Origin of the sequence: Flavobacterium sp., from assembly GCF_046317795.1 — a bacterium.
In the GTDB taxonomy this organism is placed as follows: domain Bacteria; phylum Bacteroidota; class Bacteroidia; order Flavobacteriales; family Flavobacteriaceae; genus Flavobacterium.
On the sequence record NZ_JBKCVI010000048.1, the window covers coordinates 1 to 21,771 of the forward strand.

The window sequence follows — 21,771 nt, forward strand, 5'->3', positions numbered from 1 at the left end:
GATAAAATTAGATGGTGTAAGTGATAGTCAATTTGGAGTATCCACAGGATATGGACGTGTGGAAATGGCTTATTATCTGATGGCAAAAGCATGTGAAATTGACATGACCGAATCTCGATTATTAGAAGAAAACGGCAGAGCACACTTTATGACACAACGTTTTGACCGGGAAGATGGCGATATCAAACACCACATACAAACCTTTTGTGCCATGCAACATTTTGACTTCAATAATGTGAATAGTTACAGCTATGAACAGCTATTCCAAACCATGCGTTTGTTGAGACTTCCTTATCCTCAAGCCGAACAAATGTTTCGTAGAATGGCCTTTAACGTAATGGCAAGAAACTGTGATGATCATACCAAAAACTTTGCATTCCGTCTAAGAAAAAACCAAGATTGGGAACTAACACCTGCCTACGATATTTGTCACGCCTACAGACCCGGAAGCGAATGGGTAAGTCAACATGCATTAAGCATCAACGGTAAAAGAAATGCAATCACTAAAGAGGATTTATTGACCATTGCCAAATCGATGAACATAAAAAAAACAACAGAAATCATCCAACAAATAAGTGAAGTAGTAAAAAATTGGTACTATTTTGCTGAAGAAACCAAAGTAGAACCTAAATTAAGCAATGTTATCAAGTCCACTTTGATTACTTTTTAGAGAATGGTCAATAATAGTGCTTATTTTTCTGTTAATACGAAACATATTCTGTAATTTCCAAACCATAACCTATCATTCCAACACGCTTTGTTTGGGTAGAGTTGGACACCAATCGTATTTTTGAAATAGCAATATCGTGCAATATTTGTGCACCTATACCAAAATCTTTTACATCCATTTTAATCTGAGGGGCTTTCAGAATTCCTTCGGTTTGTAATTGTTTTAGTTGAGTTAGTCTGTTGATGAGGTCAGAAGAGTCAGTTTCTTGATTGATAAACAATATGGCACCTTTGCCTTCTTCATTACTGCGTTTGAACATATCATCTAGTTTCTTGTCTACTTCATTTGTTAGTGTATTCAAGATATCATTATTGGCTTGCGTGGAATTGATGCGAGTGAGTATTGGATCTCCTGAGTTCCAACTCCCTTTAGTTAATGCTAAATGTACTTGCTTATTGGTTGTTTGTTGATAAGCCCTTAGACGAAAGTCGCCAAAACGGGTTTGTATTTCAAAATCTTCTTTTTTGATTATTAAACTGTCGTGTTGCATTCTATAGCCGACTAAATCTTCGATAGAAACGAGTTTCAAATCAAATTTTTTAGCAACTGCTACTAGTTGGGGTAGGCGAGCCATTGTGCCATCTTCATTCATGATTTCAACAATAACACCTGCTGGTTTATAACCTGCAAGCCGTGCAAAGTCAATAGCAGCTTCAGTATGACCTGTTCTACGCAAAACTCCACCTTGTTTTGCTGTGAGTGGAAAGATATGTCCAGGACGTGCTAAATCGTAGGGTTTGGTGTCTTCATTTACTAAGGATAAAATAGTTTTTGCCCTATCGGCTGCCGAGATACCAGTTGTCACTCCTTGTCCTTTCAAATCAACTGAAACGGTAAAAGCGGTTTCCATGTGGTCGGTATTATTCTTGACCATGGAGTGCAGTTCTAATTCATTACAACGTCTTTCTGTTAGAGGAGCACATATTAATCCTCTTCCATGCTTTGCCATGAAGTTAATCATTTCGGGAGTTACCTTTTCGGCTGCTGCCAAAAAGTCGCCTTCGTTCTCACGGTCTTCATCGTCAACTACTATTATGATTTTTCCTTGACGAATGTCTTCAATTGCTTCTTCTATAGTGTTGAGTTGTATTTTTTCTAAGTCCATTAAAGGGTGTTTTTTGATGCTAAAATAAGTGAATTGACAAATAATTTATTGTATAGGTAAAATAGGATATAAAATGGAAATCCTGCAGCAAGAAGCACAAATAAGTGTAAATCTATTGTGGTATTGGTTTGGTTTGCCATTTTGAGTAGCTGTTGTTGTGCTTTAAAAAGCATAAAGTAAAATACCGCAGCCACTAGGAGTGAAGCTATTAGTAGTAACACTGAGTCTGTTTTTCCTAGAACGAGTAACACTAGTAGACCAACATAACTGATTAGTGCTATGAAACTGAATTTATGGTATTGCTTTGCAAGTATTTCTGTTGAGAGTTGCTTTTCTTTGAATTCCGATTTCTCAATTAGGGCGCTGTTAATGGGAGTATCATTTATCAACGCTTTGGTTTTATCGGAATTACTACTGGTTTTCAATGCAGCATCTGCTATTTGTGGCGTTAGTGGGTCGGTTATAGTAGCGGGAAACAATCGACCAAAATATGCAGTTAACCAATCAAAATTGATACTAAAACCTTTATCGTCAGTAGCTCTTTTTGTGAGTAAGATGGCTAATGGAGTTAATACGAAAGAGGACATCCAACAACCCATGAAAGGACTAATCTCGTCTTGTCCTGCTACTTTTTTACCAAAAGTATTGATAAAATGAAAAATGATAAAAATAAGTATCGAAAATACAATTGGTAGTCCTAAACCACCTTTTCTAATAATTGCTCCTAAAGGTGCTCCAATAAAAAACATGAGCATACAAGCATAAGCTATAACAAATTTGTCATACAAAGCAATCCAGTGTTGGTTAATGTTTTTTTGTTTGTCTTCTATTTCATATTTAGAAGACTCAAGACTAAAATTTATAGATTCTACGTTACTACTAGCAGCTTTTAGGATATTGGATTTTTCGGTATCGCTAAAGTTTTGTAATATATTATTGAAGCTAAAAATATTTTGCTGCTCAGCAATAGGAGTAATTCTGTTTGTATTTGTGGTTCGTTGACTAATATTTTCTGTAAACGAAATTACATCTTTTTTATAGTTTTTTTCTAAAGAGTCTATTGTGAACTTTAGCTCTCCAACGGTCAGCATAGTGTTGGTATTTGAGATTTGTTCTTCATCTAAATTGGCATTATTTAGTTTAGACAAATCGATATTTATGATGTATTTTTTAAATTCACTTTTGGCGAAAGGGACTTTATTTCGTTCCTCAAATTTCTTTGGAATAATATCCTCATAATAGTTACCGTCTTTTAGCACTAATTTCAAAACATTAGAGTTTTCGTTACTGATTAACTCTCCTTTTTTTGCTTTAATAACGGTATTGCTTCCCGAACCTAAAACTGATTTTTTATGTATAGTAACTTGGCTAAGAAATCTTCCACCTTCCCCAGATTTTTTTTCTACTTTGATGTTGTAAAGTCCTACTTCGCTAAATTGTCCTTCGGCTATAGCCATAGCAGGTTTTACTTGGGCTATATTTCTTCGAAAATTAATGAATTTATATTCGGCAAACGGAATAACATTATTGGCAAAAATAAAAGCAACTATGCTCAAAAGGATAATGAAATAGGTTAAACTACGCATGGCACGTTGTAACGATATTCCAGAAGATTTCATGGCCGCAAATTCATAATTTTCAGCCAAACTCCCAAAGGTCATAATGGATGCCAGTAATACGGAAAGGGGTAATACTAACGGAATAATACTTGGCATTTTATAGAGTAAAAACTTGATAATCATAAAGATATCTAAGTCTTTTCCGGCTAGCTCGTTAATAAATAGCCAAACAACTTGCAAAACGAATATGAAAAAAAGAATTACAAATACTGTAGTAAATGTAATGAGGAAGGATTTTAATAAGTACCTGTCAAGTATTTTCACCTCGAATTTAGTCTATTTTGTTGATGTAGTAATTTGGATATTTACTCGCTACAAAGGTAAACTGATTTTTTGACAAAGGTTGATTGGTTTTAAAAGAATTAACAGTGAGCGTGGTTTTAGTACCATTTTTGCCCATTTCAATTACGTTATAAATATTTTTTGTTTGGGAATCTATTCCCAATAATATTTCTTTTCGTTGGTCTTTTGCGTTTGTTGGAATGAGTTTGATGTATTGAATTTTACGTCCTTTTACATCTTGCAATATGTCCCAAGTAAACTTGTATCCCGTGTTGAAAAAAGTCAACATTTTTGAAGGCGTTATAGCATTTTCATCTTTTTCATTCAAACTTGATATGGTTATCTCTTCATCTTCGGGAACGATAGTGTAACTTTTTTTGCCGTCGAATATTTTAGTAACACCCATAAAGTTCAAAACATATTTGTTGCCTTCTAACAAAAGGTTTCCTTTGCTTTCTTTATTGATATTTTCTTTGCTATTGTTGAGGGTGTATTTGAAATCGATAGTAACGTTATCATAGGTTTTGATCTTAGCCGTTACTTGGTCTAATAAATCTTTTGCTTTTTTATCCTGCGCGTTAGTTGTAAAACCCGCAAGTAGTAAAAGTGCAATTGATAGTATTTTGTTCATTTTATAAATTGTTTTGTTCATTGGAAAAAAATTGATCTAGTGAAGTCAAGTCAGGAATGTTAACACTTCTCGCTTTACTTCCTTCAAATGGACCTACAATACCTGCTGCTTCTAATTGGTCAATCAATCGACCAGCACGGTTGTAACCCAATTTTAACTTTCTCTGCAATAATGATGCCGAACCCTGTTGGGCCGACACTATTATTTCGGCTGCTTCTCTAAACATGCTGTCTCTTTCGGAAATATCAAATTCTAAATTAACGCTGCCACCATCTTCTCCGATATATTCTGGAAGAAAATAAGCGCTAGCATACGCTTTTTGAGAACCAATATATTCTACAATTTTTTCTACTTCGGGAGTGTCAACAAAAGCACATTGCACCCGCACTAAATCATTTCCGTTAGAAAATAATAAATCGCCTCGACCAATTAATTGATCCGCACCACCAGTATCTAAAATGGTTCTAGAGTCAATTTTTGAAGTTACTCTGAAGGCAATTCGAGCAGGGAAGTTGGCTTTAATCATACACGTAATTACATTTACGGATGGTCGTTGTGTAGCAATGATTAAATGAATTCCAATAGCACGTGCTAATTGCGCTAAACGAGCAATGGGAGTTTCTACCTCTTTTCCTGCAGTCATTATCAAGTCGGCAAATTCGTCCACTACCAAGACGATGTAAGGCAAGAAACGGTGACCGTTTTCGGGATTTAATTTTCGTCCTTTAAACTTTTCGTTGTATTCCTTAATGTTGCGCACCATAGCATCTTTCAATAAAGAATAACGGTTATCCATTTCTAAACATAGCGAGTTCAACGTATTGATTACTTTATTGTTATCAGTAATAATAGCATCTTCGGTATCTGGCAGTTTTGCTAAGTAATGACGTTCTATTTTATTGAAAAGGGTAAGTTCCACTTTCTTTGGGTCAACCAAAACAAATTTAACTTCTGCAGGGTGTTTTTTATAAAGTAAAGAAGTCAGTACGGCATTTAATCCTACTGATTTTCCTTGTCCTGTTGCTCCAGCCATCAATAGGTGAGGCATTTTAGCTAAGTCAACTACAAAGGTTTCGTTAGAAATTGTTTTACCCAAAGCGATAGGTAATTCCATTTCAGCTTCTTGAAACTTAGCTGAAGAAATGACACTCTTCATCGGAACCATAGTTGGGTTTTTGTTTGGCACTTCGATACCTATTGTTCCTTTCCCTGGAATAGGAGCAATGATACGAATACCAAGTGCTGAAAGAGACAAGGCGATATCATCTTCCAAACTCTTTATTTTAGAAATGCGAATACCGGCTTCGGGAACTATTTCATACAAGGTTACTGATGGTCCAACAGTAGCTTTGATTTGAGCAATTTCTATTTTGTAGTTTTTTAAAGTTTCTACAATTCTGTTTTTATTTTCTTCAAGCTCTTCTTGATTGATAGTAATACCCACAGAGGAATATTCTTTCAGTAAATCAATCGTTGGAAATTTGTAATTGGAAAGCTCTAAAGTTGGATCAAAAAGTCCAAAATCTTCTACGAGTTTGGCAGCCAAATTTTCTTCCATTACATCTTCATCATTGGTTACTTCGATGACAAACGCGTCATCATTCGTTTCAATAATATGCGGTTCAGGTGAAGGTGTAACGGTTTTTATGGTTGGTTCTAAATTAATTTCAGAGGCATTTTCAATAGTGGGTTTTAACGACTCTTTATTAATTTCAAACAGCGAGGGTTTGATGGTTGGTTCTTCTATTTCCTCTTCTTCAGGTAAAGCAAATTCCTCTAAGTTATAATCGGTTCCGCTAGTAGCAGCTTTCATCTCTGTCAAATCTTCGCTAATGTCTTTTTTCTTTTTCTCGAAGAATGTTTTAAAAGCGTCTGGAGATATTTTTATTTTGAATAGTAAGTAAATGATTATTGAAAAGGCAAGTAGTAATAATGTTCCGGTCTTTCCAATATAATCTTGAAGGAAAAGATTCATTTCATATCCTACAGTTCCACCTAATTCTGGTAAAGTATAGGCGGCAAAAGCAAACATAATGGATATTATAATAATGGCAAACAAATCCCAAAACCAAGTGTTTTTAAGTTTTCGAATGGGTAAATCCAAAATTAAAAAGGCGCCGCTTATGAAAAAGAGTTTTACAAAAAGAAACGAGGCAACCCCAAAACCACGGTAAACAAAAAGGTCTGCCAGATAAGCGCCAAATTTTCCCAACCAGTTTTGTACTGTCTCGTTTCGGTTGGTAATAGAGTCAACAGCACTTTGATCGGCCTGACCAGTTACAAAAAATGAAATAAAAGAAACCAAAAACGCAATAGACAATAGCACTAAAAGAAAACCAGCTAAAACGCGGTACTGCTTTTTAGTCTTTAAAATTTTAAGTTCTAGATTGGGATCTTTTTCCTTTTCTTTAGGTTCTTTTTTTACTGTTTTTGCCATTGGTTATTTATAACACTATAAAAGTAGAGATTTAATAGAATGATTATAGAAATTTAGGCACATAAATTAATAAACCTACAGCAACAGCAGCCAAAGCTGCAAACATTACAGCACCAGCAGCAATGTCTTTAATAAAACCTATTCTATCATGAAATTCAGGATGAATAAAGTCGGCTATTTTTTCAACCGCAGTGTTCATACTTTCAATGCCCAAGACTAATCCAAAAGCGAGAATTTGCATCATCCATTCTTCCCTTGAAATATGAAAGACAAATCCAGCTATAATCATTATTACAGCTAATGAAGATTGCACCATTACGCTATGTTCGGTAGTAATAAGTTTAATAGCTCCTCTAAAAGCAAAACCAATGCTTTTTAATCTTCCGGTAAAGAATGAGTTATCTTTTTGAAATTCCATTTAAAAGATAATTATAGTGAAGCTAATGCCGCTTCATAATTTGGTTCATCAGCAATTTCAGGCACTTGTTCTTCATAGATAACGTTTCCATTTTCATCCAAAACGATGACCACTCGAGAATGTAGTCCAGCCAAAACGCTATCTACAATTTCTAATCCATAATCTTTACCAAAACTTCCCGTCTTAAAATCGGACAAATTTTCTACATTTTCTATGCCTTCTGCGCCACAAAAACGCTTTTGAGCAAAGGGTAAATCGCGAGAAATACACAATACTTTAGTGTTATTTAAAGCACTAGCTTTGGCATTAAAAGCTCTCACAGATGCTGCGCAAGTTCCAGTGTCAATACTTGGGAATATATTTAATACCACTTTTGAGCCGCCATAATCCGCTAAAGTTGCAATGCTTAAATCGGTTTTTACTAATTGAAAATTGGGTGCTTTTGAACCTACTTTAGGTAATTCACCGCTAGTGTTAATTGGATTTCCTCCTAATGTTATTGATGCCATAGCTATTGTTTTTTTAAGATTTCAAAAGTACTAAAAAAAGTTAAGACTTGGTTTTTACTATTTGTGAATTTTGATTTAAAACTAGCTGATAATTTTAACAGTTTAAATTAGGTTTGTAATATTGTAATATCGTAATATTGCAATATAAAAATAAAATGAATTTATGGGAGCATCAAAATCTGAATCTTTTTCGGCAGAGCACAACGAGATGGCGACTTTGTTTAAAGCATTATCACATCCGGCACGAATAGCCATTGTGGACTATTTACTCAAAGTGGATACCTGCATTTGTGGCGATATTGTTAACGAATTGCCATTAGCTCAACCCACAGTTTCTCAACATTTAGCTGCACTTAAAAACGCAAATATTATTAAAGGAAATATTGAAGGCACGGCGATTTGCTATTGTATCAATTCGGATACTATTGCTAAAATTGTGAGTCACTTTGGTGCTATTACAACCCAACTAAAGAATAAATGTTGTTAAAAGAGGAAGCCGGAAGCAGGTAGTTGGAAGCAGGTAGTTGGAAGCAGGTAGTTGGAAGCAGGAAGTTTCTTTACTAATAATCTAAAATTTTAATATTATGAAATTATCCCAATTTAAAAATCAGTTAGCTCAAATAGAGCAATTGGATTTTGTTTTACAAAACGGAAAAAAAGTGCCTTCACATTTTCATATAACCGAAGTTGGCGTAACGACCAAACAATTCACCGATTGCGGGAACACTTTTAGAACCGATAAAAAAATCACTTTTCAACTTTGGTCTTCAATAGATTTATACCATCGATTGCAACCCCAAAAAGTTTTGAAAATTATTAATTCGGTGGAGGAGAATCTGGAAAGCGATGATTTAGAAATTGAAATCGAATACCAACAAGAAACCGTGGGTAAATTTGGTGTAGAATATTTTGACAAACGCTTTGTTTTGACCAATACTAAAACCGATTGTTTAGCAAAAGACAATTGCGGTATACCAGTAGAAAAAATTAAAATAAAAATAGGAGAGTGGGTAAATAAACAAACTGATTGTTGTACTCCAGATGCTGGTTGTTGTTAATGATGTACAACAAAGTTTTCACGAAGTTTCGCAAAGAAATTTGAATTGATAAAAAAAACTAGAGTATGGAAGTTTAATTGCCAAATGACTATTTACTAATAACTCTTTACTAAAATGTTAGAAAATCTATCCAAAACCATAGCAACTATTTCAAAGATTTCAGTTTCAAACGAACGAAAAGAAATTTTACAACCTTTGATTGAATACATTCAAGACAAAGTGAATTCGAACGAGGAAATTAGTTTAAACTTTATATGCACTCACAATTCTAGAAGAAGTCATTTGTCGCAAATTTGGGCACAAACGATGGCATTTCACTTTGGAATTCAAAAGGTTTTTTGCTATTCTGGTGGAACGGAAGCTACTGCAATGTTTCCAAAAGTAGGTGAGACTTTGGTAAATCAAGGGTATCAAATTCAGAAATTGAGCGAAGAAAAAAATCCTGTTTATTCGGTTAAGTTTGATGAAAATCAACATCCAATTATTTGTTTTTCTAAAGCGTACTTTGACGACTTCAATCCGAAAAATAACTTTGGAGCGATTATGACTTGCACTACTGCTGATGAAGGTTGCCCGATGGTTTTTGGTGCAGAAGTCCGATTTCCAATAAAATATGACGATCCAAAAGCGTTTGACAGTACTGAATTAATGAACCAAAAATATACCGAACGCAGTATACAAATCGCAAGCGAAATGTATTATGTTTTTTCTCAACTAAAATAAATCAAAAATGAAAAATAATAGTATTACAATTGTAAAAGCCCTACTTATTTTGCTTTGCGTCTTCTCTTTATCAAATGTAAAAGCTCAAAAAGCAAATTTGAATTCAGATTTGTTACGCTATTGTACCTCACTTTCATCAGAATTTAAACTAATTACAGCTGAGCGAAAAGAATATTTAAACGAACTCGTAAGCTATATTGCTGAACAACAAAAGGCACAAAAAGCTATCAATTTAGTTTTTGTTTGCACTAGTAATTCCAGAAGAAGTCACATGGCACAAGTATGGTCACAAATTGCTTCCTATTATTATGATGTAAAGAAAGTAAGTACCTTTTCGGGTGGAACCGAAAAAACAAAAGTCAATGAAAATGCGCTTTTGGCACTTGAAAAAACTGGAATTGTTTTACAGTCACATCAACAAAGTGAAAACCCAATTTGGTTGGCGTCTATTGGTGCTAAATTTACTCCAATGGTTTTATTTTCAAAAGTTTATACCGATGCAACTAATCCAGCTCAAAATTTTGGTGCCGTGATGGTATGTGCAGAAGCTAATGAATCTTGCCCAATTGTTCCAGGTGCCGATTTTAGGTTGGGATTGCCTTATCAAGATCCTAAAGCATTTGACAACACACCGCAACAAAATGAAAAATACGATGAACGATGCCGACAAATTGCTAGAGAAATGTTTTATGTGTTTAGTCAAGTTAATTGAGACTCCTACGGAATGACAACTTTGCACATAATAAATCTTAATGAATCTTGATACCTTAATGTTTTAAAAATGAAAAAAAAATTAAATTTTTTAGACCGATTTTTAACCCTTTGGATATTTTTAGCGATGCTGATTGGCGTGGGAATTGGATATTTTATTCCCAATACAGCCGATTTTATCAATTCTTTTTCATCAGGAACAACTAATATTCCTTTAGCTATAGGTTTGATTTTGATGATGTATCCACCGTTGACAAAAATTGACTTTTCTAAAATTCCACAAATGTTTGAGAAGCCAAAACTACTAACTGCTTCTTTTATTATTACTTGGCTTGTGGGTCCTTTTTTGATGTTTTTATTAGCCACTTTTTTCTTGAAAGAGTATCCAGAATACATGACAGGATTAATTATCATTGGCATCGCACCTTGTATTGCTATGGTGATTGTTTGGAACGAATTGGCCGAAGGAAATAGAGAATTAACTGCTGGTTTAATTGGGATAAATAGCTTATTACAGGTTTTCTTTTTTAGTTTGTATGCTTATTTTTATTTAGAAATCATGTTACCCCTTTTTGGTATCAAAGGGTTAGAATTAAATATCACCATTGCCGAAATAGCCAAAACTGTTGGGATTTACCTTGGTATTCCTTTTGTGCTGGCTGTTATCAGTCGATATTCGATTAAGAAATTTATTGGAGATAAATGGTTTAATCAACAGTTTATCCCGTTTGTTTCACCAATCACTTTGATTGCCTTGCTTTTTACGATAGTAGTTATGTTCAGTTTAAAAGGCGAAATGATAGTCGATTTACCGATGGATGTATTGAGAATAGCCATTCCATTAGTTATCTTTTTTGTGATTATGTTTTTCCTGATGTTTTTTGTGTCCAAGAAAATTGGCGCTAATTATCGCGATTCAGTTGCTTTGTCATTCACCGCTTCGGGGAATAATTTTGAATTGGCTATTGCAGTTTCGATAGGTGTTTTTGGCATCAATAGCGGACAAGCTTTTGCTGGCGTCATAGGACCATTGGTGGAAGTTCCTGCTCTAATTATGTTGGTAAATGTTGCCTTTTGGTTGCGAAAGAAATACTTTCAAGTATAAAACCGTCTTGAATTTATTATTTCAACTTTATCACCCACAAATCGTTTCCACCTTTGTTAGAGGGAACATCTTGATTATTACTTTGTGATTCTCCAACCACAATTAGTTCTTTTTTTGAGGTTTGATAAAAGTCGGTGGCGACATCAATATTGGAACCTCCAAATGTTTTTTGCCAATAAATATTTGAATTGGCTTTATTATCAATTTCAAATAACCAAAAATCATTTTGCCCATTATTGGGTTTTTCATCAAACGAACCTCTTGAGTTTCCTACTACAACAAAATTTCCGTTTGAAATCTTTTTTATTGTTGTAGCAACATCAAAAGATTCCCCACCAAAAGATTTTTCCCAAATTAAATGTCCGTGATCATTAATGTGAATAACCCAACCATCAAAGTTTCCTTTAGCATTTTTTACTTGTCCATCACTACTGTTAGAACGACCTACAATGAGATAGGAGTTATTACCAGTTTTTGTGATGCCATAAGCTTGGTCAATGCCACTGCCACCATAATTTTCTTTCCAATGTAAATTGCCATTCGAATGTATTTTGATCACCCAATAGTCATAACTTCCTTTATTGTGCGCTACATCAAAATCAGAACTCTCGGAATAGCCAACCATAATAATTCCGCCGTCTTCTGCCTCAACAATATCATTAACTCTATCGTTTTGAGTACCACCAAAATAACGGTACCATAAAAATTCTCCGTTACTATCTAATTTTACACCCAAATATTCACCAACACCATGAAGTACATTTTTATGTCCTATTTCATGACCTGCACCATTATCTTGCGTTCCGCCACTTTCGTCAATTCCAGAATAGTCCGCAAAACCAGCAATAAAAAACCCTCCATCTTTAGTTTGAATAATTTTATGAGCATGATCATGACCAGAAAAACCGTAATTTTTACTCCAAATAATGTTTCCTTGTTCGGTTATTTTTGCAATATAAAAATCATGTTGCCCAACATTTCCAGGTACATCACCATTACTGCTAGCGCTATAACCAGCAATAACGTAATTTCCATCGGTAGTGGCAATAATGCTCATTCCATAATCATTGAGTGAACCTCCAATGGTTTTTGTCCAAATCAAATTACCATTTGCGTCTACTTTAGTCAATAAAACATCTACTAAATCATGGGATTTAACAATGTCACCATCATAGCTGTTAGTGTAGCCAAGTATTAGCATGCCACCATCAGAAGTAGCAACTACACTATTTGTACTTTCTTCTGAACTACCACCAATGGTTTTGCTCCAATCTAGTTCTGCTTTAAAAACAGTATTAGAATCCGCAGTGTTATCCTTATCACAACTTAGGATTGAAAATAAAAAAAAGATATAGCATAGCTTTTTCATTATTCTACAATTATTTTTTTTGTAAAATCATTATTAATTCTAACGAAGTACAATCCTTTTTCCAAATCTGAGACATCATAGCTTTCAGCTGATTGGAATTTTTTTACAATTTTGCCAAGAGTGTCATAAAGGATAATATTTTCAATAGTAATTTTGGAATCAATTTTGAAAAAGGTTTTTGCAGGGTTTGGGTAAACAGTATAATTGGAGTTTAAAAATTCCTCATTTTCCAGCGATGCATTTTTTCTTACTATAAACAAACCTCTGTTGATATCACTAATGATAATGCTACCACTAGGGAAATAAGGGTAGGTATTCCAAGCTCCATTAAAATTGGCGCTGTTATTTTGGGGATAAGTATCAAAGGAAGCAATTTCAGTCATTGTATTAGAACTGTTGATGTCGGCAATATTTAATATGCTCAAACCAGCAGTATAATTGGCTAAATAAAATTCATTCCCTTTGCAATACCCGTTATGGTCGATGGCAGCAGTGGGACCAAAATAGTTGCCTTTTAGAACTGGAGCATCTAAATTTGTCATATCAATAATTATAGATTTTGAGTTGAAACCAAAATCAATTTCATCTAATTCATCAGATAAAATCCAGTATTTTTGATCTGGAGTAAACCATCCTTGATGAGTATAGCCAGTATTACTGTATAAAAAACTTGAAATTAGAATTGGGTTTGCTTTATCAGTTACATCAACAATGACAACTTTAGTTTCATTGGCTCCGATAAAGATTTCTTTACCTTGATAATCAGGGTCTGGACCATTATAAATTACAGCTTGAGAATCATGAGTATAATCTTCATCAGGATATCCTAGAACAAAAACTGGATTTAATGGATTTTGAATATTTAAAACATTGGCACCACCTTGAAAAAAGCTTGTTCCATTACAATAAGCAAAACCAGTAGCTTCATTAATAGTGATGGTATGGCAATTTCCAAAGCCACTATAACGAGCATCGGCAGTAAAAATTTGTGGAGAAGTTACATTTCGTAATCGTGTCAAATCAAAAATTTGCATTCCATGTCCATTAGCTTCACTAACAATGTAGGCATAATTGTTATATACTTTCATTTCACGCCAAATACTAGAAACGTCATTATGGGAATTTAATTTACCAAGGTAAATAGGTGCGCTAGGAACTGTAATATCCACAAATGCAGTATGGGTTGTACAGCCCATGATGGCATATTCTTTTCCATTTAGAGGATCTGTCCAGCCCCAACAACTACTTCCTTGTGTGCCTATTCCACCGCCAATTTGCGCAAATGGCATTTGAGCCATTAAATCAATTTTGTTGCATGGATATATTCCAGCAAAGCCATTAGTGCAAATTGTTTGGCTAAAACATTTAGATGCAAAAAGTAATATGGATACTACCAGTAGTTTTATTTTCATAAATTTCGAATATTTTTTTATAAAAGTAGTTTTTTTAACTTACACATGCAACGCTCTATTCTCAGTAGCCGCTAAAGCAGCTTCCTTAATAGCTTCTGCAAAGGTTGGATGCGCATGCGACATTCTTGCAATATCTTCGGCAGAAGCTCTGAATTCCATAGCAGTTACAGCTTCAGCAATCAAATCGGCACAACGAGCACCAATCATGTGAACGCCCAAAACTTCATCGGTTGTAGCATCGGCTAAAATTTTTACAAATCCGTCTAAATCACCTCCAGCTCTAGCTCTTCCTAATGCTTTAAAAGGGAAACTTCCTGCTTTGTAGGCCACGCCCGCTTCTTTTAGTTGTTCTTCTGTTTTTCCAACAGCAGCTACTTCGGGCCAAGTGTAGACAACTCCCGGAATTAAATTATAATCGATATGTGGTTTTTGACCTGCTATGATCTCGGCAACCATCACACCTTCTTCTTCGGCTTTGTGGGCTAACATCGCTCCGCGAACTACATCACCTATGGCATAGATATTCGGAATGTTCGTTTGCAAATGATCATTCACTTCAACCATACCGCGTTCTGTAATTTTAACGCCTGCTTTATCAGCGTTTAATCCATCTGTGTAGGGACGGCGACCAACCGATACTAGGGCATAATCGCCTTCGAGCGTTATGATTTCACTTTTGGCATTTTCGGCTTGAATGGTAACTGAATTTCCTTTTCGTTCTACTGATTTCACTTTGTGTGAAACGAAGAATTTCATGCCTTGTTTTTTTAATACTTTGGTCAATTCTTTTGACAAACCGGCATCCATTCCAGGTATGATTCTGTCCATGAATTCAACTACAGATACCTGAGCGCCTAATCTCAAATAGACTTGACCTAATTCAATACCTATAACTCCACCACCAATAATGACTAAATGTTTAGGCACTTCTGGCAATTTTAACGCTTCGGTTGAGGTAATAATTCTTTCTTTATCTAATGTTATAAAAGGTAAATTGGATGGTTTTGAACCTGTTGCTATGATGATATTTTTTGCTTCAATGGTTTCTGATGTGCCATCAGCTTTGGCAACTGCCACATGAGTAGCATCAACAAAAGAACCTAATCCATTATAAACAGTTACATTATTTTTGTCCATCAGAAATTGAACACCGCCACTGGTTTGGTCAACAACCGCTTGTTTGCGTGCAATCATTTTTTCTAAATTCACTTTTACTTCGCCCGATACTTCGATACCATGGTCTGCAAAGTGTTGCAATTCTTCGTAATGATGCGAAGAAGCGAGTAATGCTTTTGATGGGATGCAACCTACATTCAAGCAAGTTCCACCTAAAGTGTTATATTTTTCAATGATAGCGGTTTTGAAACCTAACTGGGCACAACGTATTGCTGCAACATATCCGCCTGGACCCGAACCTATAATGACAACGTCAAATGAACTCATAGTATTAATTTTGGGTGTGTTTTTATTTATGTGTCGCAAAATTACAAATGTTTTTTGGTATTTTGAATGGCAGACTGTTTTTTTAAAAAGCAATCCCATTTCCTATGTGTTTATACATCAAAATTAGCCAGAACCCATATAAGAATTAAAGAACCAGAACCATCTTTTTTTAAGCATTTGGGTCAAATATTTGCTGTTTTTTTCTGCTTCTTGATTTTTTGGATTGTCTGGAATGTATTTTGCTCATCGCAACCACACACCACCAATGGTATATACAATTCCTGCAGTTAAATCTATAATTCTAGGTTTGTTGAGGCACCAATTTATGGTTGGAATGATCAATTGGATTATGAAACCCAATGGTGCTCAACAAAACGTTGACGTTGTAATTCAAACTTAACTCTTAATAGTTTTAGAAAATATCGGATTACATCACAGCTAATTCCTAAATCTTTTCCCTATATTTATACCAACTAAACCAAAACCAATGAAAAAAGCACTACTACTAGCATTTGTTATAACAGCAACCATAACTACTGCACAAAATACCTACATTCTTTGCGGTAAATTAATCGATACTCGCAGCGGAAAAGTGCAAACAAACAAAACCATAGTCGTAACCGACAAAACAATCATCCGCATTGAAGATGGTTTCATACTCCCCAAAAACACTAAAGATAAAACTATCGACCTAAAAACCAAAACCGTAATGCCGGGTTGGATAGATATGCACGTTCATTTGGAAGAAGAAACGAGCCCGACATCCTATTTAGAAGAGTTTACTTTAAATGATGCTGATGTAGCTTATAATGCAGAAGTTATTGCAAAAAAGACTTTAATGGCAGGATTTACTACAGTAAGAGACTTGGGTGGAAGCGGTGTTAATGTAGCTTTGAGAAACGCCATCAATAGTGGTAAAGTTACTGGTCCTAGGGTATTTACAGCCGAAAAATCTTTGGCATCAACAGGCGGTCATGCTGACCCGAGCAATGGGTATCGAAAAGATTTAATGGGTAATCCAGGACCAAAGGAAGGGGTGGTAAACAGTGTTGAAGATGCCTGCCAAGCCGTACGTCAAAGGTATAAAAATGGTGCCGATTGGATTAAAATAACAGCTACAGGAGGTGTGTTGAGTATGGCCAAAAGTGGAACAAACCCTCAATTCACAGAAGAAGAGATGTTAGCTATAGTCACCACTGCAAAAGATTACGGAATGAAAGTTGCCGCTCATGCTCATGGTGATTAAGGAATGCGACGTGCTGTAATAGCTGGGGTAAAGACTATAGAACATGGTACTGAAATGAGCGAAGCTACTATGGATTTGATGATAAAAAACAATTGTTATTTAGTACCCACCATTACAGCAGGAAAGACAGTTGAAGAAAATGCTAAAAAACCCAATTATTATCCTGAAATTGTTGTACCGAAAGCACTTTCCATCGGACCGAGAATTCAAGAAACCTTTGCCAAAGCTTATAAAAAAGGAGTACCAATTGCTTTTGGAACAGATGCTGGCGTATTTGAACATGGTCAAAATGCCAGAGAATTTATCTATATGACAGAAGCTGGAATGCCTATCATGAAAGCAATACAATGTGCTACAATAACCAATGCCTTATTACTAGATATGGATAAGAAAATAGGCGTTTTAGAAGCAGGTTACCTAGCTGACATTATTGCTACAAACGAAGATCCAACAGCAAATGTAAAAACCGTAACCGATGTCATCTTTGTAATGAAAGAAGGAGTTGTTTATAAAAGTAACTAGGGAATAGCGATTTTGTATTAGAAACTCGTAATTCGCAATTTCTAATTCGTAATTTTTACTAAATTTGCTATCCAAAAATTAAATACCACAATAAATATGGGAATGAATAAAAATACCGTGCTCGGATGGGCAACATTAATAATGGTTATCATGGGATTAGTCCTCATCGGACTAGGAATATACCGCTATGCTGATACCGCCGGTTGGGGATTTGCAACAGTAGGCATAGGTTTCTTAGCCAATGCCTGGGTATTTAGTTCGCTAAAAGGAAGAGTGTAAATTCGTATATACTAGCCAATATATACATTCGAAAAATTATTTTTATGTTAAAATGTTTAAGTCTATAAAAGTATCCATCCTTTTCTTTTTGGTTTCCCCAATGCTTTTATGTGCTCAAATAACAGATTCGTTGCGTATAAAAAATATTGGTACTATTCCTATTCAAACAGTTATTGATTCAGTAAGCAATTCAAAACTTGCAGATACTGAAAACACCAATTCTGAAAAACAAAAAAAAAAGAATGACACACCCGATGTCTTGTATCTTCTTAATGGAGACAAATTAACTGGCAAAATTGTCTCTTTTGAACAAGGACGTTTACGTTTTGATGCACAAGGTCCTGGAAATGTATATGTCAAATGGTATAAGATAAAATCTATAAGTGGTGGAAGCAAAGTGTATAGGGTTGAAAATGATAAAGGAGAAATTTTTATAGGTAGAATCATTGAAACGCCTATAAGTGGTGAAATAGCAGTTTTAAGCATACCCAAACAAGAATTAAAACTTGAACATGTTATCCGAATTTATCCTCTTGAAACAGAATGGTTTAAAGGGTTTAAAGGTGATTTAGGTGGCGGGGTAAGTTATACAAAATCTTCGGATGTATTTCGTATCAATGCAGAAAGTAATCTTTACTATATCATTTCGAAATGGAGGTTTGTTTCTAATCTCTCTTATATTTCAACCTCTACCAGAGATTCCGATTTTTCAGAAAGAATTCAATTTACTTTACAAGAGTTTTATACGCTACAAAATAAATGGTTTCTATATGAACAAAATTCGTTTAACAGGAATGATGAATTGGGAATTGATGCAAAGATTTCATTTGGGTTAGGTGGCGGTAATTTTATTGTCCTAACAGAAAAACAAAAATTAAAAGTTTTTTCAGGCATCTTGCAGAATTTCGAAAAAACAATACAAAGAGTTAAATTCACTTCAGATATTGAATGGCCATTAGCATTGCAGCACAACATATATAGTTTTCTCCATCCCAATTTAACCTCTTCAACTTCACTTACTTCTTTCGTAGGAATCACCGAACAAGGCAGGTATCGCTTTGATGCATCTACCGATTTAACTTGGGAATTTGTGACTAATTTTAAATTGGAATTATCTTTTTACTATAACTATGACAATAAAATAATTCAAGGAAAAAACAATCAAGAAGATTATGGTTATGTACTTTCCCTTTTATTAGATTTAAAATAAAATCATTTTTATAATTCTTTTTTTTAAAACTATCTTTGTTAACATAAATTTTCAAACAATACACAACAACATGTCAGACGATAAGAAAGTAATGTATATTTTTTTAAGTAATTGATTTTTAATAATTTATATTTTATATAAAATAAAGTGGGAATATTTTAATCAAAAGTGGGAACATTATAAACACATTCGTACAAAAAATAAACCCCTTCAATTGAAGGGGCTTTATAATTTACAACTCAACGGCTAATAGTTCTTTACCTAATGAATGTAAAGCATTCTCGATTTTCTCTCTTTGTTCAACTCTTGGTTTTCTGTGACCTGTTGAATAGTGTTGTAATTGTTTTTGATTAATACCTGTTATTTTTTCTAAAGCCGAATTAGTAAAAATTCCTTTATAATAGTTTAATAAACTAATAGTGTCAAATTTATATACTAACTCATAGTCACCTTTTAAAGACTGAGGACAACTATTTAACTCTCTTAATGTTTCTATACAATCCAAAATATCTTGTTTGCAGTCTTGAACAGTATCTCCTCCACCTACAATCGCTCTTTCATTCTCAGAGTATCCCCAAAACCCATCATCATTTTTTTCAATAATAATTTTAATACTTTTCATGATTTTAATTTTTGTTGTCATTAAGTTTCTTGTTAATGGAAATGAGACTACAACCCCATTTCCTTTTTTAATTCTAAACCTTTCCCAAGTTCTTTTGCTCCGTGGTTTGGAATAACTATCTCTACACCATCTTTAATATAGATTTCGTGACTTCCTTTGCCCTGTCGCAAAAACTCCCAGCCATTCCGTTTTGCTAACCTGATGAATTCATTACATTTCATAGAACTTGATTTTTAATCACCTGTCAAAGATAGTAATTATACTATCATTTTAAAAATGTTTTTTAATTTTTTTTCTTTTTGTTAATGTTTAGTATATAAAAAACTATACCGCTCAAAAAGGTTAATATTTAAGGCATCAATAATGAGAATAATAGAAGTTATATTCAGCAAACGCCGGACTGCAAAAAAAAATGTCTTTACTATAACTATGACAATAAAATAATTCAAGGAAAAAACAATCAAGAAGATTATGGTTATGTACTTTCCCTTTTATTAGATTTAAAATAAAAATCATTTTTATAATTCTTTTTTTTAAAACTATCTTTGTTAACTTAAATTTTTAAAAAATACACAACAACATGTCAGACGATAAAAAAGTAATTTTCTCAATGCAACGATTGAGTAAATCGTATCAAGGAAGTGATAAACAAGTATTAAAAAATATCTATTTAAGCTTCTTCTACGGAGCAAAAATTGGAATTCTTGGATTAAATGGTTCGGGAAAATCTTCACTCTTGAAGATTATTGCGGGAGTGGATAAAAACTACCAAGGTGATGTAGTATTTCAACCCGGTTATACTGTTGGTTACTTGGAGCAAGAACCAAAACTAGATGAAACCAAAACCGTTTTAGAAATCGTAAAAGAAGGCGTAGCCGAGACGATGGCGCTGTTGGACGAATTCAATAAAATCAACGATATGTTTGGGTTGCCCGAAGTCTATGAAGATGCCGATAAGATGGACAAATTGATGGACCGTCAAGCGCAACTGCAAGATAGAATAGATGCATGTGGTGCCTGGGAAATTGATAATAAACTTGAAGTTGCCATGGATGCCCTTCGCACTCCCGAAGGGGATATGCCAATAAGTGTCCTGTCGGGTGGTGAAAAACGTAGAGTAGCACTTTGTCGTTTGCTGCTGCAAAATCCAGATGTGTTATTACTTGATGAGCCAACCAACCACCTCGATGCCGAAAGTGTACTTTGGTTAGAGCAACATTTAGCACAATATGCCGGAACGGTAATCGCAGTTACGCACGATAGATACTTTTTAGATAATGTAGCTGGTTGGATTTTGGAATTGGATAGAGGAGAAGGCATACCCTGGAAAGGAAACTACTCTTCTTGGTTAGACCAAAAATCGAAACGCATGGAACAAGAAGAGAAAGTGGCTTCCAAACGCAGAAAGACTTTAGAACGTGAGTTAGATTGGGTACGTCAAGGTGCTAAAGGTCGTCAAACCAAACAAAAAGCGCGTTTGCAGAACTATGATAAACTTTTAAATGAAGACCAAAAAGAATTAGACGAAAAATTAGAAATCTACATTCCGAATGGCCCACGTTTGGGAACTAATGTGATTGAAGCCAAAAATGTTGCCAAAGCTTTTGGCGATAAATTATTATATGACAATCTAAACTTCACGCTGCCACAAGCCGGAATTGTGGGTATCATCGGACCTAATGGTGCCGGAAAATCGACTATCTTCAGAATGATAATGGGAGAAGAAAAAACAGATGCTGGTGAATTCAGCGTTGGTGATACGGTTAAAATTGCCTACGTAGATCAGGCACACTCGAACATTGACCCCAATAAATCCATATGGGAAAACTTTTGTGACGGTCAAGAATTGATCATGATGGGTGGAAGACAAGTAAACTCAAGAGCGTATTTATCTCGTTTTAATTTTGGTGGAAGCGATCAAAACAAAAAAGTAGCCGCGCTTTCGGGCGGAGAACGCAACCGTTTGCATTTGGCCATGACCTTAAAAGAAGAAGGAAACGTATTATTATTAGATGAGCCAACCAATGATTTAGATATCAATACGCTCCGTGCTTTGGAGGAAGGTTTGGAAAACTTTGCTGGTTGTGCGGTAGTAATTAGTCACGACCGTTGGTTCTTGGACAGAATTTGTACGCACATCTTAGCTTTTGAAGGAAATTCTGAAGTGTATTATTTTGAAGGTGGTTTTTCAGAATATGAAGAGAATAAGAAAAAACGTTTAGGAGTAGACGCAACACCCAAACGGATTAAATACCGTAAATTGATTAGAAATTAATTGAATATCAGAAAATCCCCAGAAATCGGGATTATTTTTCAATAAATACTTTATATTTGATGTCT

Annotated in this window: 19 protein-coding genes and 2 pseudogenes; 10 read left to right on the forward strand and 11 right to left on the reverse strand. The window is 34.7% G+C overall.

The features are described from left to right. On the forward strand, nucleotides 1–670 hold a 670-nt coding region (locus ACK5ON_RS02985), incomplete at its 5' end, for a type II toxin-antitoxin system HipA family toxin (protein ID WP_409819737.1). Between the two features lie 31 nt (nucleotides 671–701). On the opposite strand, the gene ribB is transcribed toward ACK5ON_RS02985, so the two are convergent. The 6 genes and pseudogenes from ribB to tpx all read right to left on the reverse strand — a co-directional run bounded on the left by ribB (nucleotide 702) and on the right by tpx (nucleotide 7,731). Next, nucleotides 702–1,835, reverse strand: coding sequence for a 3,4-dihydroxy-2-butanone-4-phosphate synthase (ribB, locus tag ACK5ON_RS02990; RefSeq protein WP_409819739.1), 1,134 nt, complete (start codon nucleotides 1,833–1,835; stop codon nucleotides 702–704). Nucleotides 1,836–2,308: 473 nt separating this feature from the next. Beyond that, nucleotides 2,309–3,718 (reverse strand): annotated as a pseudogene (locus ACK5ON_RS02995) (LptF/LptG family permease); the annotation flags it as partial. Between the two features lie 7 nt (nucleotides 3,719–3,725). Further along, nucleotides 3,726–4,367, reverse strand: coding sequence for a LolA family protein (locus ACK5ON_RS03000; RefSeq protein WP_409819741.1), 642 nt, complete (start codon nucleotides 4,365–4,367; stop codon nucleotides 3,726–3,728). Nucleotide 4,368: 1 nt separating this feature from the next. Continuing rightward, the gene (locus ACK5ON_RS03005) at nucleotides 4,369–6,804 is read right to left on the reverse strand and encodes a DNA translocase FtsK (protein ID WP_409819743.1); all 2,436 of its coding nucleotides are present in this window, start codon (nucleotides 6,802–6,804) and stop codon (nucleotides 4,369–4,371) included. Between the two features lie 43 nt (nucleotides 6,805–6,847). Beyond that, nucleotides 6,848–7,222, reverse strand: coding sequence for a diacylglycerol kinase family protein (locus ACK5ON_RS03010; RefSeq protein WP_396175740.1), 375 nt, complete (start codon nucleotides 7,220–7,222; stop codon nucleotides 6,848–6,850). Nucleotides 7,223–7,233: 11 nt separating this feature from the next. Then, nucleotides 7,234–7,731, reverse strand: a complete 498-nt coding sequence (tpx, locus tag ACK5ON_RS03015; protein ID WP_396175738.1) for a thiol peroxidase — start codon at nucleotides 7,729–7,731, stop codon at nucleotides 7,234–7,236. A gap of 163 nt (nucleotides 7,732–7,894) precedes the next feature. On the opposite strand from tpx, the gene ACK5ON_RS03020 reads away from it, so the two are divergent. The 5 genes from ACK5ON_RS03020 to arsB all read left to right on the forward strand — a co-directional run bounded on the left by ACK5ON_RS03020 (nucleotide 7,895) and on the right by arsB (nucleotide 11,328). Beyond that, entirely contained in the window at nucleotides 7,895–8,218 is a 324-nt protein-coding gene (locus ACK5ON_RS03020) for an ArsR/SmtB family transcription factor (protein ID WP_409819746.1), read from the forward strand. Between the two features lie 97 nt (nucleotides 8,219–8,315). Next, nucleotides 8,316–8,789: a DUF6428 family protein gene (locus ACK5ON_RS03025; protein WP_409819748.1), complete on the forward strand. Its 474-nt coding sequence runs from the start codon at nucleotides 8,316–8,318 to the stop codon at nucleotides 8,787–8,789. A gap of 114 nt (nucleotides 8,790–8,903) precedes the next feature. Further along, nucleotides 8,904–9,512 carry a protein-tyrosine-phosphatase gene (locus ACK5ON_RS03030; RefSeq protein ID WP_409819750.1) on the forward strand — a complete coding sequence of 203 codons (609 nt, stop codon included), beginning with the start codon at nucleotides 8,904–8,906 and terminating at the stop codon, nucleotides 9,510–9,512. A gap of 7 nt (nucleotides 9,513–9,519) precedes the next feature. Continuing rightward, nucleotides 9,520–10,224, forward strand: a complete 705-nt coding sequence (locus tag ACK5ON_RS03035; RefSeq protein ID WP_409819752.1) for a protein-tyrosine-phosphatase — start codon at nucleotides 9,520–9,522, stop codon at nucleotides 10,222–10,224. Between the two features lie 69 nt (nucleotides 10,225–10,293). Beyond that, nucleotides 10,294–11,328 carry an ACR3 family arsenite efflux transporter gene (gene arsB, locus ACK5ON_RS03040; protein ID WP_409819754.1) on the forward strand — a complete coding sequence of 345 codons (1,035 nt, stop codon included), beginning with the start codon at nucleotides 10,294–10,296 and terminating at the stop codon, nucleotides 11,326–11,328. 16 nt (nucleotides 11,329–11,344) lie between these two features. Here arsB and ACK5ON_RS03045 read toward each other — a convergent pair whose 3' ends face one another. The 3 genes from ACK5ON_RS03045 to lpdA are packed head-to-tail and all read right to left on the reverse strand — an operon-like array spanning nucleotide 11,345 to nucleotide 15,552. Beyond that, on the reverse strand, nucleotides 11,345–12,697 hold the full coding sequence (locus tag ACK5ON_RS03045) for a hypothetical protein (RefSeq protein ID WP_409819756.1): 1,353 nt from the start codon (nucleotides 12,695–12,697) through the stop codon (nucleotides 11,345–11,347). Further along, nucleotides 12,697–14,109, reverse strand: a complete 1,413-nt coding sequence (locus tag ACK5ON_RS03050) for a choice-of-anchor B family protein (protein ID WP_409819759.1) — start codon at nucleotides 14,107–14,109, stop codon at nucleotides 12,697–12,699. The genes ACK5ON_RS03045 and ACK5ON_RS03050 overlap by 1 nt, the downstream gene beginning before the upstream one ends. 39 nt (nucleotides 14,110–14,148) lie before the next feature. Further along, nucleotides 14,149–15,552 (reverse strand): dihydrolipoyl dehydrogenase, encoded by a 1,404-nt coding sequence (gene lpdA, locus ACK5ON_RS03055; protein WP_409819761.1) that lies wholly within the window; start codon nucleotides 15,550–15,552, stop codon nucleotides 14,149–14,151. Nucleotides 15,553–16,039: 487 nt separating this feature from the next. Between lpdA and ACK5ON_RS03060 the strand changes: the two are divergent. From ACK5ON_RS03060 to ACK5ON_RS03070, 3 genes and pseudogenes are all read left to right on the forward strand, one after another. Next, nucleotides 16,040–17,320: pseudogene (locus tag ACK5ON_RS03060) on the forward strand (amidohydrolase family protein). Nucleotides 17,321–17,416: 96 nt separating this feature from the next. Further along, entirely contained in the window at nucleotides 17,417–17,599 is a 183-nt protein-coding gene (locus ACK5ON_RS03065; protein WP_409819764.1) for a CAL67264 family membrane protein, read from the forward strand. A 52-nt stretch (nucleotides 17,600–17,651) separates the two neighbouring features. Further along, nucleotides 17,652–18,809 (forward strand): DUF481 domain-containing protein, encoded by a 1,158-nt coding sequence (locus ACK5ON_RS03070; protein ID WP_409819767.1) that lies wholly within the window; start codon nucleotides 17,652–17,654, stop codon nucleotides 18,807–18,809. 232 nt (nucleotides 18,810–19,041) lie between these two features. On the opposite strand, the gene ACK5ON_RS03075 is transcribed toward ACK5ON_RS03070, so the two are convergent. Beyond that, the gene (locus ACK5ON_RS03075; protein WP_396159333.1) at nucleotides 19,042–19,431 is read right to left on the reverse strand and encodes a type II toxin-antitoxin system HicB family antitoxin; all 390 of its coding nucleotides are present in this window, start codon (nucleotides 19,429–19,431) and stop codon (nucleotides 19,042–19,044) included. Nucleotides 19,432–19,478: 47 nt separating this feature from the next. After that, nucleotides 19,479–19,652: a type II toxin-antitoxin system HicA family toxin gene (locus ACK5ON_RS03080; protein WP_409819770.1), complete on the reverse strand. Its 174-nt coding sequence runs from the start codon at nucleotides 19,650–19,652 to the stop codon at nucleotides 19,479–19,481. Between the two features lie 359 nt (nucleotides 19,653–20,011). Here ACK5ON_RS03080 and ettA point away from each other — a divergent pair, with 359 nt between their 5' ends. Further along, nucleotides 20,012–21,706, forward strand: coding sequence for an energy-dependent translational throttle protein EttA (ettA, locus tag ACK5ON_RS03085; RefSeq protein ID WP_396175328.1), 1,695 nt, complete (start codon nucleotides 20,012–20,014; stop codon nucleotides 21,704–21,706). The last annotated feature ends 65 nt before the right edge of the window (nucleotides 21,707–21,771 follow it).